At 55.7% G+C, this 15,365-nt stretch carries 10 protein-coding genes; 4 read left to right on the top strand and 6 right to left on the bottom strand.

Features of this window, described 5'->3' with window-relative positions; all coding sequences use genetic code 11:
• The first annotated feature begins 70 nt into the window (after positions 1–70).
• The 3 genes from GO988_RS24710 to GO988_RS23290 all read left to right on the top strand — a co-directional run bounded on the left by GO988_RS24710 (position 71) and on the right by GO988_RS23290 (position 5,398).
• Entirely contained in the window at positions 71–1,093 is a 1,023-nt protein-coding gene (locus GO988_RS24710) for an HNH endonuclease family protein (protein WP_198173027.1), read from the top strand.
• A gap of 1,324 nt (positions 1,094–2,417) precedes the next feature.
• Complete coding sequence (locus GO988_RS23295; RefSeq protein WP_157570043.1) at positions 2,418–3,185, top strand: hypothetical protein; 768 nt, start codon at positions 2,418–2,420, stop codon at positions 3,183–3,185.
• Positions 3,186–3,394: 209 nt separating this feature from the next.
• Entirely contained in the window at positions 3,395–5,398 is a 2,004-nt protein-coding gene (locus GO988_RS23290; protein WP_157570042.1) for an AbiA family abortive infection protein, read from the top strand.
• A 123-nt stretch (positions 5,399–5,521) separates the two neighbouring features.
• Here GO988_RS23290 and GO988_RS23910 read toward each other — a convergent pair whose 3' ends face one another.
• The 5 genes from GO988_RS23910 to GO988_RS23270 form a co-directional block, all read right to left on the bottom strand.
• Positions 5,522–5,698 carry a hypothetical protein gene (locus GO988_RS23910; protein WP_198173026.1) on the bottom strand — a complete coding sequence of 59 codons (177 nt, stop codon included), beginning with the start codon at positions 5,696–5,698 and terminating at the stop codon, positions 5,522–5,524.
• Positions 5,699–5,710: 12 nt separating this feature from the next.
• Positions 5,711–6,250, bottom strand: coding sequence for a hypothetical protein (locus tag GO988_RS23285; protein ID WP_198173025.1), 540 nt, complete (start codon positions 6,248–6,250; stop codon positions 5,711–5,713).
• A gap of 258 nt (positions 6,251–6,508) precedes the next feature.
• Complete coding sequence (locus tag GO988_RS23280; RefSeq protein ID WP_198173024.1) at positions 6,509–8,836, bottom strand: TonB-dependent receptor domain-containing protein; 2,328 nt, start codon at positions 8,834–8,836, stop codon at positions 6,509–6,511.
• A 407-nt stretch (positions 8,837–9,243) separates the two neighbouring features.
• On the bottom strand, positions 9,244–10,296 hold the full coding sequence (locus GO988_RS23275) for a helix-turn-helix domain-containing protein (protein ID WP_198173023.1): 1,053 nt from the start codon (positions 10,294–10,296) through the stop codon (positions 9,244–9,246).
• A 166-nt stretch (positions 10,297–10,462) separates the two neighbouring features.
• The gene (locus tag GO988_RS23270; protein WP_317164967.1) at positions 10,463–11,170 is read right to left on the bottom strand and encodes a recombinase family protein; all 708 of its coding nucleotides are present in this window, start codon (positions 11,168–11,170) and stop codon (positions 10,463–10,465) included.
• 63 nt (positions 11,171–11,233) lie between these two features.
• On the opposite strand from GO988_RS23270, the gene GO988_RS23265 reads away from it, so the two are divergent.
• Complete coding sequence (locus tag GO988_RS23265; RefSeq protein ID WP_157570039.1) at positions 11,234–14,338, top strand: Tn3 family transposase; 3,105 nt, start codon at positions 11,234–11,236, stop codon at positions 14,336–14,338.
• A gap of 100 nt (positions 14,339–14,438) precedes the next feature.
• On the opposite strand, the gene GO988_RS23260 is transcribed toward GO988_RS23265, so the two are convergent.
• Positions 14,439–15,104 (bottom strand): recombinase family protein, encoded by a 666-nt coding sequence (locus tag GO988_RS23260; RefSeq protein ID WP_317164966.1) that lies wholly within the window; start codon positions 15,102–15,104, stop codon positions 14,439–14,441.
• Between the last annotated feature and the right edge of the window lie 261 nt (positions 15,105–15,365).

Genomic DNA, 15,365 nt, shown 5'->3' with positions numbered 1-15,365 from the left:
ACCCTGCTCTTTTGCGAGCGGCGTAAAACTACCCCCCTCTTCTAAATACTTATTTACCAGTCAGCCTCCTGTGAGTACGCCTTATCAGCTCCATGACCCGTCCCTCGAATCGCAGTGGCGCGCCATTATTCTATTCGGTAAGAACTCGGCCACCTACAAGTTTGCCTTTGCTCAAGCGCTGCTCGAACTCGTAGGCACGCAGACAACGACTATCACGCTGGCGGATTTAGCCGAGCCCTTCTCGCGTCATCTCGTGCGCCACCTGCAGCAATACGACAAACAGGGTAGTGCCGCTTCCAGTCAATTTTTGACCGCCTGCCGACGCTTTATCGCCCAGGAACTGACGCAAGCGGACCTGCTAGCCCACACTGAAAAGCTGGGGTTTGTGCATGTCATCGAGGCCTTTCAAGTGGTCAATCTAGGGCCGATCCCTCGGCCTTTCTACGAGAAGCACCTCGTGAACGGAAAGCCGCACCTAGTGCTCACGGACGCGTTGCTACAACTCAAAGAGTCGTTTCACTTTCAGAACTTTGCTCGCGAAGCCGAGGCGCGGTGGCAACTAGTGGAGACGGCGTGGAACCTGGGGCTCAACCCCAACTTACTCGAAGTGCAGTACGATGAGGCGCAGGGCCTCTTCTTTGTCGAGCGTAACCTGCTGCGACGGGTCAACATCACCTCGGTGCGGGAGGCCCTCAATGGCTACCAAAAAGGCAAGTGCTTTTACAGCTTTCAAGATATCTCCGTTAGCCCGGGCTCCCCTACGCTCGGCCAGGTCGACCACTTTCTCCCCCATTTGAACAAGCGTGTGCATCTGCCCGCCAATATCAATGGCGTATGGAACCTGGTGCTCGCGGACCGGACGGTCAATGGGACTAAGAGTGCCCGCGTTCCGGAGCTACGCTTCCTGCAGCGTCTATACCAGCGCAACGAATTCTTCATCGCCAGCAAGCACCCGCTGGCCGAAACCATCGTTAACCAGACGGGCGCTACGCCTGCTAAGCGGCAACAGTTTCTGCGACAACAGTATCAAATCGCCCTCAATCACGCGCTGCACTGCTGGGCTCCCGCGCTAGAGCTGCCCGCAAGCTTCTAAATGCGATGTCCATTGCTGTCTATTACTTGGGTTATCTCTTTATCTCTACACCCGCTTAGCTTGCCCTAGATTCGCTCTGACAATCTGCTGGGCTATAGCCTAACAAGGCGAGAAGCTCCGGCCAGCGACTTAGTACGCCCTAAGGAGTCCCTACTAGGGGGTAACTAGTGAACATCAGTTGGAATCGATTAGCCAGTGAACTTACGCAACCGGCTAGTAACCCCATCGCAATTGCCAGCTACAACTGCCGCGAGGTATCTAACTATTTATTAAATAGCATTTTAGCACCTGAACAACGTCGTCATATATCCATAATTCTCGCAGGGGCAATTGCCAGTAGATGACAGGGCACGTTGGGGTGCTAGGCAAGGAAATGAGACGGAATAGCCGTGAAAAGGGCTAAAAATGGCGTTTCCAACGCGTGGGGGGACTTTTGCGCCTCGACTGAGCCTGGTGACCGGTATTTGGCTGGTGGCCGCGCGCCGGCCTGGGGTAGGCAAACAGCTCTTCCTAGTTCTCAACCGTCAACCCTCACCGCTACAGATATCACCGAGACAGCCCTTGGCAATTGCTAAGTAGTGACAGTGCAAGCTGGGCTGCGAGGCTCGACTAGTGAGACTATGCTAGGTCGAATTCGCTGCTAATCGCCTCTGACAGCGCGCGAAGGGTGATACGAGTGAGATTGGCTTTTCAGGCGATTCTACTCAGCCAAGCGGGCGTAAAGTTGCCGCGGGCTGCCTCGGTACTCCCACGTTCGCTCGGGGCCCTCAATGTCTGCTTAGGCGGAGTATTCGCCCGCCGTGGCGGCGAGTGGCAATTGCCAGATCCCAACTGGCAATTGCCACTCGCCACGCGAGGCAAAAGGCCAATTCAGAAGCGCTAGGTCCTATTTTAGCCGGGCGAGTGGTCTTCATATATTCCCTTTGACAGCCCGCTCAGAGTAGGAGCAAAAGCTAAAGGGCGCGCACTGCCGCGCGGGTGACGTAATAAAAAACGGATAACTTTTCAGGCTTATTACTTGTAGCAGAGTCGGTTAAGTGCAAAACACGTAATAATTTATTTTGGCGGATCGGCGAGTTGAGCATTTTTGGCAATTGCCAATGACCTAATCGACTACCAACCCCTCGTACTTCAACTAGTCTCAGGCCCGTTTTCTGGGTTAAGCGGGCGTATAAGACTAGCGGTTTTTCTCGGCTTTTACCGCGGATTAGCCCTTTATTACGCGCCACCACGCCCTGCTTCCCACCACCTCGCAGGTGTTGCCCTCTTTAGGTAGAACACTTTACTATATTCCCCGGCCAAACAGTCTTTCACCAGCACTCCGATGCATATTATCGAAAATCAGTACCTGGGCTTAGCGCTGAAAAATCCCGCACGAGCTGCTGTACTAAAAGATGCAGCCGTTTTCGCGGCGAATGCTTACGCAGAGGCAGTGGGAGTATCTGAGGTAGCTACCAAAAGGGACGTGCTCAATCGGATGCTCCTGTTTCTGCTGAATCCCTACACCCCGAACTATTTACTCACCGAACCCGCGCAGCAGGTCATTAGCCGCATCAAAGTCGGCGACTTATTTGACATAGAGATCCTAAGAACGCTTCCCGAAAATAAAACGCTTTTTTACAATTTCTTAGTTGGCAAAGATAGAGTGCTCTATTGCGAATGGAATAAAAATGAATTGTATGTAATTGATTTGCAGCGATATGCTGACAGTCCAGCCATCAAGCGCAGTGTATCTTTAATCTCCTTAACGGCTAGTCCCAAGCTATTTGATCCGACGACAGTAGAGGCCATCAGGTGCCTGATGTTTTTAAACTTGACAGCGCCTGAACTGATCCAGCTAGCGGCGGGTAAGAAGCTGGGAACCCGTGCGCAGGGGCATTATAATGCCACGTCACTGCCCGTCGTGCTTGTGGATAGTACGTGGAACAAATACCTGGTCCGCACGGAGGGCTTTGAGGTTTCGGGTCACTTTCGCCTGCAGCGCTGCGGTCCCGGCAACGCCGAGTTAAAACTGACGTGGATTAAGCCGTATCAAAAACACGGCTACGTGCGCTTGCCGAAAACGGAAGGGCTTCCCAAAGAAACAGCGTAGACCATTGGCCCTTAACATAACTGGCAATTGTCGGACACTTGATTGCTAGCAATTAGGCCTTTTGGCTCTCTTTTCTCTAATTTACCTAGTTTGTGTCTCTTCAGAAATCTTACTACTTAGTACTGCAACAAACGAGAATATAGAGCCTTGCCGAACCTAATATTGAGCTCCGCAAACTACCTTCACGCTCACCCACTCTATAAGAATATATGTCACTTACTCAATTCACCTTCGGAGATTTTTTAACTTACGACATATGGTGTGAAGCCAAAAAGCTACTGGATTTTCAGATAGAACAGAAGGCTACTAACAAACACTACAATAAGCTAGGTTTCTATTATTTCGAAGCTGCTAAGCCATGCTTTGTAGCTATTGGAGAAGAAGAGTATTTTGAAGAGAGAATAAAAACAAATCTTTTTTACGCTTTGCAAAATGAATTCTATACCCTATCCTATACAATCCCTAAGAAAAGTCTGGGTATCAGGAATTACTATTTTTTTAGCTACCCTATGATGACGCTGTACTATGCTGTTTGTCTTTATTTAGTAAAATTAACAAATGACATAGTTTCTAATAAAAAACAAAGCAATGTAACTTCTTTTTATGGAGGAAATTTATATTATAAAAACGGTGGCGTAGTGATAAATAAAAATACTACGTATTACAAAAACTATTACGATGACTTTAAGCGCCACCTAAATCACTTTGCAAAAGCCGAAAAAAATAGATATATAATAAAGTTAGATATACAGAATTATTATGAGTCTCTTTGCGTAACCACCCTACTTCAAAAAATAAAAAGTGATGTTAGGTTCACTACTAGACGTGACATGCACTTTGAGGAGCATACTTGTGATCAATTAGATTTTTTCCTCCGGTTTATTAAGCACAATAATACTGGTATACCGCAGAGTGATAGCAATTTAGCTTCCTCATTTATTGGATTTTTATATCTTTTTTTTGGTGATAATATCATCGAAAGGTGTATTGAATCAATTGCACCCAGCGGACATATAAATTCTTTTAAAATTATAAGGTATGTAGATGATATATTTATTATTCTTGATTTTTCTTCCACTCTTACCTCACACCAAAAAGAGGCCATTATATATCACCTCCTCAATGCTATCACTCACGCCTTACATGAGGAGTTAAAGCTTGGCGTTAACTCTAAAACAAGGGTTTTTCGCCCACACGACGATGTATCTCTTCTCGAATTTATACACGCTATTGGAGATATTTCAGGTGAGATGGGGGAAGACGAGCAGCAGGAAGAATCTATAGAAGGGCCTCTCTGCCCAATTGAAAGTACGAGTCAACCGGTTACTAAAGAATCGGTTATTGATGCCCCCACTCTAACTGCACTAGAGAAAACCGACCGCCTACTCAATTTCTTGGCTCACCTCAAAAATCAACACCTAAACTACAGACCTGAAGATTTGTATGGTGGCATCAGTTACGATGACTTGAAGAACATTTTTGACAGCAGAGTGCGCAGCTTGCTTGAGAAGAAAGAAAATAAAGAAAAATTAAGTTTTCTACTTAATGATTTCAATTACGAGCTCTGTAGGATGCAGCCTCACGCCCTGATCTGTATCCTACTCCTAAACTCCTATTCTGCTATTGGATTACTCACCTATTTAAAAGCCCTTAAGCCAAATACCGTTTACGATATCAACCTATTGCTAACCTATCTATGTCAAGTGAATTTCAAGGAGAAATCTCTCAAAAAGATACTGAAGAGCAATTTTAACATGAGAGCCATTTTTGAAAAGATAAAAGAATGTAAGTCAGCGACTAAGCCTTGTACAGGTTACTATAAACTGCCTTATGAAAGAATCAAGTGGATTAAGAACCAACCTGCTCTTGTAGAGCAGATTAAGCTTCGTATTCATAATGAGCGGGCCGACAGTTATTCAGTATCTTTAAATCTTTTACTCAATGAGTTACAGCTGATTTGCTATCTGCAGGAAAATACTGTTACTGAACTTAAAAACTACGATCATACGCGAGTGGATAGATTCCTGGAGGGACGTGGCGTAAGAACAGAGACAAAAACCAAGGTTGCAAACCTTTTTAATAGGAGAAATAATAATGGCATTTCACACCCGGGTAGCTTATATCATACACCTACAGCAGTCAGTAAAGCAGAATACTTAGACTACCAACAGGGTGTACACGATGTATTGCAACATATTCTGCTGGATAACTAATTAAAGGTTTCCTTCCACACCTATCAAAAAGCGATTTTTCATCCCCTTTTTGATAGATATATTTTGAACATGAAAAATCCCAGCCAATTAGCCGGGATTTTTTCTTGCCGCTTTTTACGAAAATTAGAGGGTCGCTCGCTGCTTAGTGGTCGGCGTGGTAGGTCGGCGCGTCGGGCGCGGGCTCTTTTGCCGCTGCTCCGCGATTAGCTGGGAAAAGGCTTGCTTTTCTTCCGGCGTCAAGGGAGTAGATTCCACCACAAAATCGACTCCGGTAGGCTCATAACCAAGTTTGGTAGACATCGTCAAGGCGGGTTAGGGAGTGGAATAATCGGGAAAGTACCTGCTAACAAGTTCGGTGGCTGCTTTGGTTGCCAAATACATGCGTAAGCCTCGACCCATGCGCTGGGCCCCGAGGGCCTGCTGATAATGCGTCAGTAACGCCGTTTTAGCTTCAAACGCTACAAAGCCCTCATAGCCCTGCTCAAAAGATAACCGACAGGCCCAGGCAAACAGGTTGCCTGCCACCCCAAGATACTGCCTTTGCGCCCCTTTATTGAAGGCCGCGCTTTCCACTAGGTAGACAAAGACGTGGTCCGTGTCCACTTCTAAACTAATAAGCCCTTGAATGAGCACTGGCTCGGCAACCGTCGTGAGCTTATAGACCTGGCGACGTGCCGTGTCAAGTTCGCGGGACCAATTGAAAAGCCAATCCTTTTTCTGGAGCTGTCGCCGTTGCGTACCGCTCAGACGTGTCAGCACGGTGGCATAGAACTCTCCTGTTGCGGCGAGCTCAATGGAATGGGTGAGCTTATCAATCAGAGCGGATACCCTAGGAACAGAACGGTTAGGCACTAAGCGGGAAAACAGTGAACCAGGCAAAAATACGGTTGCTATCGGCTTGGCGGTCTCTCACTGCACAAAGTGCCTTCGCTTCGTCTGATAATTGCCTATGTGTTAGACAGCGCAATCTTCCCGAAGAAGTAGTCCAATAAGGGGTGTTGTTAAACAAATAGGGGAAAACCTCCGACTCTGGAGCTACTGTTGTTGCTGAGAAGATTCTGCTTCAGTGGGTGCTGGCTCCACTTCGTCAGCCGGGTGTCAAAGGACCGCCTAGCGAGTACGCTTGCGCTCGTCCTCACTCCCAAATTCCCGCTGCTTGCCTGACAATTGGCTGTTACCGAAATCATACGTTAGGCTAAGACGAAAAAAACGGCTGCTGTTATTCTCGCTGTAGACTTGTTGAATACCGTTTACCGTCGAGGTATAGTCTTTCAGGTAGGCGGTGTTGAAGACGTCGTTCAGCAGGGCCGCCACCTGTAATCGGTCGTGCAACAGCGTCTGTTGCAGGGCCAGGTTCAGGCCCGATACGTAGCCCGTGTGGTACAAGCCCCGGGCGACCGGCGACGCGTAGGTATATTCCACTTGCAGCTTGGAGGCTGGGCGCAGGGTGAAGGTATTCGTAGTGGACCCGTACAGCTGGGCCCCGTTGCGCGGCGTGGCCGTCAACCCATTGGTAAACCGACTTGTGGAGCCTAACATGTACAGCAGGGTCTGAGTCTGCCACCAGCTCGTAACGGGCGCCGTGTAGCTTTCGCCCAACCCGTAAGCGTATTCCTGCAAGTAGTTTTGCCGACTGATGACCAACGTATTCGTAACCGGGTTGGCGGTAAATACGGGCCCGAAGCCGTCCACGGTGCGGGTTACGAAGGCGTTGGTCCGCCAAGCGTCCTTGTAAGTATAGGTCAGGTCCAGATTGTCCACGAAGGAAGGCTGCAAAAAGGGGTTGCCCTCGGAGTAGCTGGTGCTGTTGAGGTACGAGCGGAACGGATTCAGCAGGCCGAAGCCGGGCCGGTTCACCCGCCGGCCGTAGGTCAGCTGAACGCTCCGGATGCTATCCCGCTGGTAGGTGAGGTAGGCGGTGGGAAATAGTTTAAAATACGCATTGGTGGTCAGCTGATTCAATGTTGCGGAATACCCCCGCGTCTGGGTATTTTCCAGCCGCAGCCCCAGCTGCAGGCGCAGCTTGGGGGTAAGGGGGCGGGTACCGCTGAGGTAGAGGGCCTGGGTTCGCTCCCGGTAATCGAAGGTATTGGACCGGCCCGCATCCAGCTGGGGCGTGGCCAGCAGGGTGTTGTAGTAGGCAATCCCGCTCTGACTGTTAATCAGGCTGATTTTGGCCCCGTACGAGAGACGGGCCCATTTTAGCGGGTGCTCGACGTCCACCTTCACACTGCCCGTGCGCACCTGCTGGTGCGACACGTTGCGGGCCGCCAGATTGGTATGGAGAAAACGCTCAGTGAGCGTAAAGACGTTGGCTACGAAGGCATTATTCAGGTCGGTGTTATACGCAAAGTAGTCCCCGTCCACGGCGAGCTGCCGGTGCAAGGTATCCAGTACCGATACCAGGTGCGCGTTGTAAGCGTGGCTGGTCGTGCGCACCTGGCGAGTACCCGTGTTGCGTATCAGGGAATCCAGCGCCTGTTGCGGCCCAAAAACCCCGATGGCCGTATCGTCTTGGCTGCTGGGGGCGGCGTAGGTGCCCGCGTACTGCCCGCCCACCGCCGTGTGCGGCGTGAGGTCGTAATCCAGCGCGAGCCGGGCCGACGCATTGTCTTCCCGCTGCCGGGCCACGTAGCGCAGGTCCCACGGCCCCCCCGGGTAGGCGGTCCGCAGCGTCTGTTTGACTTGGCTACTCCCCAGCTTGCCGCCCGCACTGCCCGCGAAGTGCACCTTGCCCTGATTGTAAACCAAGTTGTCCCGCAGCGCCGCCGCCCCATAGGTGTTCTGCTCATAGGCCAGGGTGGTAGTATTTTTCCAGGAATCAGCCGCGCCCGGTTTGAGGTTGATGTTCAGCAGTCCTCCCCCGCCGGCTTCGTATTTGGCCGGGGGATTGGTCATTACTTCCACATTCCTGATGCTGCTGGCAGGGATGGCTTTCAGGTAGGTGACCAGCTCTTCCCCCGTGAGTTCCAGCAAGCGGCCGTTGACCAGCACGCGCACGGCCCCTTTGCCCAGCAGGCTGATGGTATTGTTGCGCACCAGCACGCCAGGCGCGGCGCTCAGGACCTGCACGGCATCGCCGCCGACGGCCGACACGCTGTTTTCCACGTTAAACACCACGCGGTCCGGCTGGTAGTCGACCAGGTTTTTTTGGCCCCGCACGGTGACTTCCTGGAGCGTGGTAGCACTGGCACGTAAGACGATGGTACCCAGCGCGGTTGCTGGGGCCAGTTGCACCGCCTGCTCCCAGTCGGCAAAGCCCAGGAAACTCACTTTGAACCGGTAGGCCCCTGGCGCGGCCTGCAGTACGAAGCTGCCCGTTGCAGTCGTCACGGCCGCCGTGGCCAGCTTCCCGCTGGGGTCGAACAGCACCACGTTGGCCCAGGCGATGGGCGCGTTCCCATCCGTCACGGTGCCGCTGAGCGTGCCCTGGGCCACTGCCCCCCAGCAAGGCAGTAGCCAGCAGAGCAGCCCCAGCCAAAGGGGTAGCCCTCGCTTTTGCCAGCGGCAGCCGGTGTCCCCCTGACGGGGGAGCACCGGGGACTTTTCGGGATGAAAAAGGAGTTTTCTGAAGGAGGAGGCTATCAAAGGTGGCATAGCTGGGCACTGCTGAACACCTAGCGTATGTACCAGGTGGGGCAAAGGTGCTTTCCCACTTCAGGCCCTGCGACCACCTAAAAAAGTCGAACCAATTTTCTGCTAAAAAAGGAGTTCGACTTTTAGTAGCCCCCGTACGACTTTAGTATAAATGTCTTTTTACCAGGCACTTGAATAAGCATGCCGCTCCGCTGCTCACTTGCCGCATTATCCTGGCAGTGCCGGCACAAGTTGGTCGGCGACTGCTACTACCCGGGCTCCGCACTGCGGTACTGGGTTGGGGTCAGGCCCGTGCGTTTCTTGAAGGAGGTATTGAACGAAGATTTGGAGTTGAACCCGACCGCATACAGAATCTCCAGCACCGTTGCTTGGGGCGGCGCCGTATCCTTCAGTAAGCGCATCGCTTTGGTGATGCGGTACTCATTCACAAAATCGAAAAAGTGTTGCCCCAGGTGGTGGTTAATGAGCACCGATAGTTCCCGCACGGGTAAGTGCAGTTGGGTGGCCAGGTCCTGGATGGTCAGGTCCGGGTCGAGGTACGGTTCCGCCTGCTCCATGTGTTCGCGCAACCGCCGCACGGACGCGTCGGTTTCTGGGGTGGTAGCTACCGGGCGCGTAGGGACGGGAGCGGGCTCGTCGGCCAGCAGGGCCTCGACCGGTTCGAGGGTCGAATCAATGCTACGGAAGAGCGTCGGATTGTAAAGGGCCTTGAGCACAAACCAAGACAGAAAGCAGGTGGCATTGAGCCCCACCAGTAGTTCGGCCCCAACGAACCACTGCAGATGACCGGTGAACTGCAAGCCATTTTTGACCATCACAATGGCATGCAATGCCGTAAGCGTAGCCGTTAGCTGAAAAAGCCAATCGTAGGTGATGCTAGACGTATTGGTATAGTTTTCCAGATACGCCTGTTTGTACCTTTTTAAGGTAATGAAAACAGCAATAAAATACCCGATGAATTGCACCTCGCCTAGCCACAGATTGATATTGGCCCTAGGCTGCGCGAAGTAATTTTCCAGAAACACCTGTTTCGCGGCCGCATCCACCAAATAGAAACGAGGCAGCAGTCCCAGTGTGAGCAACCCGAACGGGAGCAGATGCCACAGATGCCGGGGCCTTAGCCGAAAGTCGGTGTAGCAAACCGCCAGCGCATACAGGTAAAAGAGGGGGTTGATGAGCGTGTTTGTCGTGCCTTTGAATAGCAAAAGCCCGGGAAAAGGAAGCAGGTAGCGGTCCAGGAACCAGGAACTGATATCCAGCGCATTAAGCAGAATAAATACCCCGAATAAGCGATTGCTCAATCGGTGCTTGGTGGGAACAGTCAGTAGAAAAAAGGCTAACAGACAGGAAATAAAAACTGCCAGCAAACTAATAATTCGTATTAGACTTCTATCGTCCATAGGAGCGGAAAAAGGGAAGGACAAGCACCACGCGGCAGCATGGCCGGGGCTCGGTGCGTAAAGTGGCTTAGGCAGCCGGCAGGGTCGGTCGCTGCAGCTTGGCCAGGTAGTTCTTCAGGGAGAGATACTTGCCATATTTTAGGTGCACGTCCACGATGGCAGCCAGCGGCACGCCCAGCGCGTGCAGGTGCAGGATGCGCTCGCGGTCGGCGTCGTACATCGAGCGCTGCACCACGCCCTTGGGCTTACCCAGCACGATGCCTTGCTCGCGCCGGGACCGTAGGCCCTCCTTCGTGCGCTCGGAGACGAAGTCCCGCTCCAACTCGGCCAGCATGGCGAAAATGGTGAGCAGAATTTTGTGGGTCATGTCGCGGTGGTTCTGTGGGTCCAGGTCCAGACCTTGCTTAACCAGAATCAGCCGGCAGCGCTTCTGGTGAATCAACTCTTCAATCAGGCCCAGTACTTCGCGCAGGGAGCGGCCCAGCCGCGAGAGCTCGGAGACGATGACCGTGTCGCCGGCGGCGACCTTGGCCAGTAGTTCGGGCAGGCGGCGCTGCCCGGCGGTCCGGCGGGAAGACATTTCAACTTCAATCCACTCGTCCAAGGTCCAGCGGTGCTCCACCAGGTAGCGGGCGATGAGACTCTTTTGGCTCTCGGCCGATTGGGCGCTGGTCGAGACGCGGACGTAGCCAAAAATCATGAGCAAAACGGGCAGGTTAGCGATAAGGTAAAAGTGCGCCGTAAAGGTACCGGTTTTCGATACCTTTACATGCACGTTAACGCTATCAGCAGACGGTAGGGATAACGGTCGTTAAGTCCATCGGTTTTTGCCCCTTCTATGGCCACGCATCTGCGGATTCACCTGGGCAAGGAGCGCGAGCTCTACGAGCAGCCCCCGCTGGTGCCGGCGGCCGAGCAGGCGCGGGTCTTCGCCGTACCGGATTGGGCGGATGCGCACCTGCTGCGGATGCTGACTGCGGGCAACCGCGTCGGGTATGTCTTGCAGCTGGGCTACTTCCAGATTAGCCAGCGCTTCTACGTGGCCACCCGCTACCACGCGGCCGATGTGGCGTACGTGGCCCGGCAGCTGGGGCTGGGGCCCGACGACTTTGACCCGCTGCGTTACGCCGATGCCCGGTACTACGCCCACCAGCAGCTCATCTGCGAGCACCTGGGCATTGCACGGTTTGACACGGCCGCGACGGAGCGCCTGTATCAAGAAGCCCTGCGTCTGAGCAGTCAGCACTTGAAGCCCGCGGCGGTCTTCGATTACCTGGTGCTGTACCTGCACGAGCACCGGCTGGAGCTGCCCACCTATTATACCCTCGCCGATGTCATTACGCGGGCCCTGCTCGCGTTTGAGAAACGGCTGCTCCACCGCTTGCAGCAGCACCTGCACCCCGGCGAGCAGCGGCTGCTGGACCGCTTGCTGGCCGCCGATGACCCCAACGAAACCGCTGCGGGGGAAACGAACGCGGACCGGCGCTATCCGCTCACGTTTCTCAAGCGCATCCACCAAGGCCTGCGGGCCGGCGAAATCCGCGAGCGGGTCACCCATTTCGCGTCCCTGCGGCAGCTTTTCGCGCAACTGCATCCGCTTTGGCAGCGGCTGCGCCTTTCGGACCAAGCTATCACCTACTACGCCGAGTACGTGCTGCGGGCCCAGGCCGCGCAGCTCTACCGCCGCGACGAACGGCGCTACCTCTACCTGCTCAGCTTCGTGGTGCACCAGTACTACGAGTTGGGCGACGCCCTGGTCGACACGCTGCTACACACCACGACCAGCGCCGCGAATCAATGCCGCGAGCAGGTCAAGGAGACGCTCTACCAGCAGCGCACCGCAACGCAGCAGCTGACCAGCCAGGTGACGGGCCGGGGCTACCGGCACCTGCAGGCCCTGACCCAGATTCGTGCCCTGGTCGATGCCCCCGACGTACCGGCCGAGCAGAAGCTTCAGCGCATCGACGCGCTGCTGCAGCGCCACCAGGTCACGGCCGCCCAGCTCAGCGAAGACCACCAGCAGCTGGAGCAATTGCGCCAAGCCACCGAGCAGCAGGCCGGGGAAGCGCTGTTTCACGAGACGCTGGCCGGCGCTTCCTTACGCCTGCAAACCAAGCTCGGGGCGTTGGTCAAAGCGCTGGTCGTCGACGAAGCAACCACCCGCGCCGACTTGTGGCGGGCCGTGCAGTACTACCAGCAGCACGACGGGCACCTGGGCGCGCAGGTGCCGCTGGACTTCCTCTCGCTCACGCAACGCGCCTACGTCCTCGACGCGCAGGGCCGGTTGCGCCCCTCGCTCTACAAAGCGCTGCTGTTTATGGAGATGGCCACGGCCATCAAGTCCGGCCAGCTCAACTTCACCTGCTGCTACCAGTACCGGGCCTTTGAGCACTACCTGCTGCCGGCCGCGCAGTGGGCCCGGCAACGCGAAGCCCTGCTCGAACAGGCAGGCCTGAGTGCCTGGCGCGACCTTACCACGGTGAAAGCCACCCTCCAAGCGCAGTTGCAGGACCAGTTTTCGCAGACCAACGCCCACCTGAGCGGGGCCGCCAACCCGCACGCGCACCGCACCCCGGCCGGGCGCTACCGCCTCACCACGCCCCGGCTGCCGGCCGAGCAGCCGCGCCTGCCGGCGCACCTGTTTCCCCGCCACCGGGTGGTGCCCCTGCGCGAGGTGCTCACCAGCGTGGCCCGGCTCACGCAATTTGACACGGCCTTTGGCTCGCTGCCTAGCAAACACGCCCGCACGCCGCCGCCCTTGTCGCAACTGCTGGCGGCGCTGGTCGGGCTGGGCTGCAACCTGGGCCTGCGCCGCCTGGCGCAAGTCGCGCCGCAGGTGGACGAGGCGGCCCTGCAGCGCCTGGCCAGCACCCATTTCACGCTCGACAACCTGCGCCAGGCCAACGAGCTGATTCTAAACTTTACCCGCCAGCTGCGCCTGCGCGAGGCCTTTCGGCTTTCGCCGGATGTGCTGCACAGCAGCAGCGACGGGCAGAAATACGACCTGGCCGTGTACTCGCTCGGCGGCAGCGCCTCGTTCAAATACTTCGGCAACCGCCGCGGCCTGACAGCTTATTCGTACGTGGACGAAACGCTGCTCGTCTTTGATTCGACTGTGTTCAGCGCCGCCGACCGCGAGGCCACGCACCTGCTGGAGGGCTTGCTGCGCCACGCCGTGCGGCCCACGGACGTGCACAGCACCGACACACACGGCTACACGGAAGTCATCTTCGCCGTGACCCGGATGTTGGGCATTGCCTACGAGCCGCGCATCCGCCAGCTCACCAACCAGCAGCTCTACAGCTGGGAGCCCGTGGCCGCCCACCGGCAGCTGGGGCAAACCCTGCTGCCCGACGCGCGCATTGATGCGGAACGCATCGCCCGGTACTGGGACGAGGTGCTGCGCCTCGTCGTCACCCTGAAGCTGCGCCACAGTGAGGCCTCGCGCTTGTTCGGCCGGCTCAACTCCTACGCCCGCCAGCACCCGCTCTACCGGGCCCTGAAAGAGCTGGGCCGGCTGGTCAAAACCGAGTTCCTGCTGCGCTACGTCGACCAGTTGGAGCTGCGCCAGCGTATCCAGAAGCAGCTCAATAAGGGCGAAAGCGCCCACCGACTCGCCCACGCCGTCTGGCACGGGCGCAACCAGGAGTTTCACGCCGCCACTCGCTCCGAGCAGCTGGTGGCCGAGACCTGCAAGCGCCTGTTGATGAACGCCATCATCTGCTGGAATTACCTGCACCTCTCCCAGCACCTGGCCCGGCTACCCCCGGAACAGCAAGCGGCCACGCTGGCCACGCTCTCGCCCTTCGCCGTGCTCTCCTACCGCCACGTGAATCTGCACGGCGAGTACGACTTCTCCGACCAGCCCCTGCCGGCCGAAGCCCCGTTTGACATGGGCCTGATTACCGCTTGGCAACCACCTGCAAAATCCACGCAGGGCTGAGTCGGAGGTTTTCCCCTATTTGTTTAACAACACCCCCTAAAGCTACACGGCAAGTAAATCGTAACGTCAGCAGGGCCACTGATTACCCAAGCAGCAACTGTCAGGGACCAATTGTCGCCCGGTCGACGAGGCGCTGGACCTGCTTTTGGGAGAAGGCCCCTCCCCTGCGGGCGGTAAAGCCTAAGGCATTCAACTCCCCCGCGATGCACTCACAGCTCAGCCCCTGCGCGCGGCGCGCCAGAATCAGCGCCGTAGCCTGCCTAATCCCCCCATGCTCGCGGGCATTACGCTGCCGGGCCTCCAAGCCCAGCTGCCGGGCATCCTCGGTCAGGTTGGCCGGCGTGCCGAGCTGCGCGCCCCGCGCCTTCTTGGCTTTGAGCGCATCTTTGGTGCGTTGGGAGATGGTTTCGCGCTCGTGCTGGGCGATGACGGCGAAGAGGCCTACGGTGAGCGTATTGGCGTCGGGCATGTCGCAGCAGGCGAACTGCACCCCCGAGTCGCGCAGGGCCAGGATAAAGCCTGCATTGCGACTCAACCGATCCAACTTAGCAATCAGTAGCACCCCACCCGCGGCCCGCGCCGCGGCAATCGCCGCGAGCAGTTGGGGCCGCTGATTCTTCTTGCCACTCTCGACTTCCACGTACTCCCCCACCGGAGCGGCTCTCTGCAGGAAACTACTCACCGCCGCGCGCTGGGCGTCGAGCCCCAGGCCGGAGTTGCCTTGCTTGTGGGTGGAGACGCGGTAGTAGGCGAAGTAGGCGGGCACGGGGTAAAAAGAGCTGGTTAGGCAAACTTACGCCCGCAAGACATTTTACAAACGCTCGTTCTTAAAATGTCTTTTCGCCTTTTCGCCGCGTTCGAGAGCAGGCTGATCATCGACTGGGGTACGCCGGCTGGCAACATGCGTAGTAGGTTGGCGGAAGTCCCCGTGTAGTACTGCCTTTGACCGCTAGGGGACCACAGCACTTAGCGCGCGGCTAAGTCGGTCAACAGCTTTTCCAGATTACTCAAGGACAGCTTCATGCCT

The organism is Hymenobacter ginkgonis, from assembly GCF_009755225.1.
GTDB classification, from domain to species: Bacteria; Bacteroidota; Bacteroidia; order Cytophagales; family Hymenobacteraceae; genus Hymenobacter; species Hymenobacter ginkgonis.
Note: the sequence above shows the minus strand (reverse complement) of the source record. Positions and strands in the feature narration are given on the sequence as shown.

Bases quoted from the DNA above. Each gene is read 5' to 3' on its own strand.
- GO988_RS23290 (WP_157570042.1), top strand. From the start codon at position 3,395: ATGTCACTTACTCAATTCACCTTCGGAGATTTTTTAACTTACGACATA.
- GO988_RS23910 (WP_198173026.1), bottom strand. From the start codon at position 5,698: ATGTCTACCAAACTTGGTTATGAGCCTACCGGAGTCGATTTTGTGGTG.
- GO988_RS23265 (WP_157570039.1), top strand. From the start codon at position 11,234: ATGGCCACGCATCTGCGGATTCACCTGGGCAAGGAGCGCGAGCTCTAC.
- GO988_RS23295 (WP_157570043.1), top strand. From the start codon at position 2,418: ATGCATATTATCGAAAATCAGTACCTGGGCTTAGCGCTGAAAAATCCC.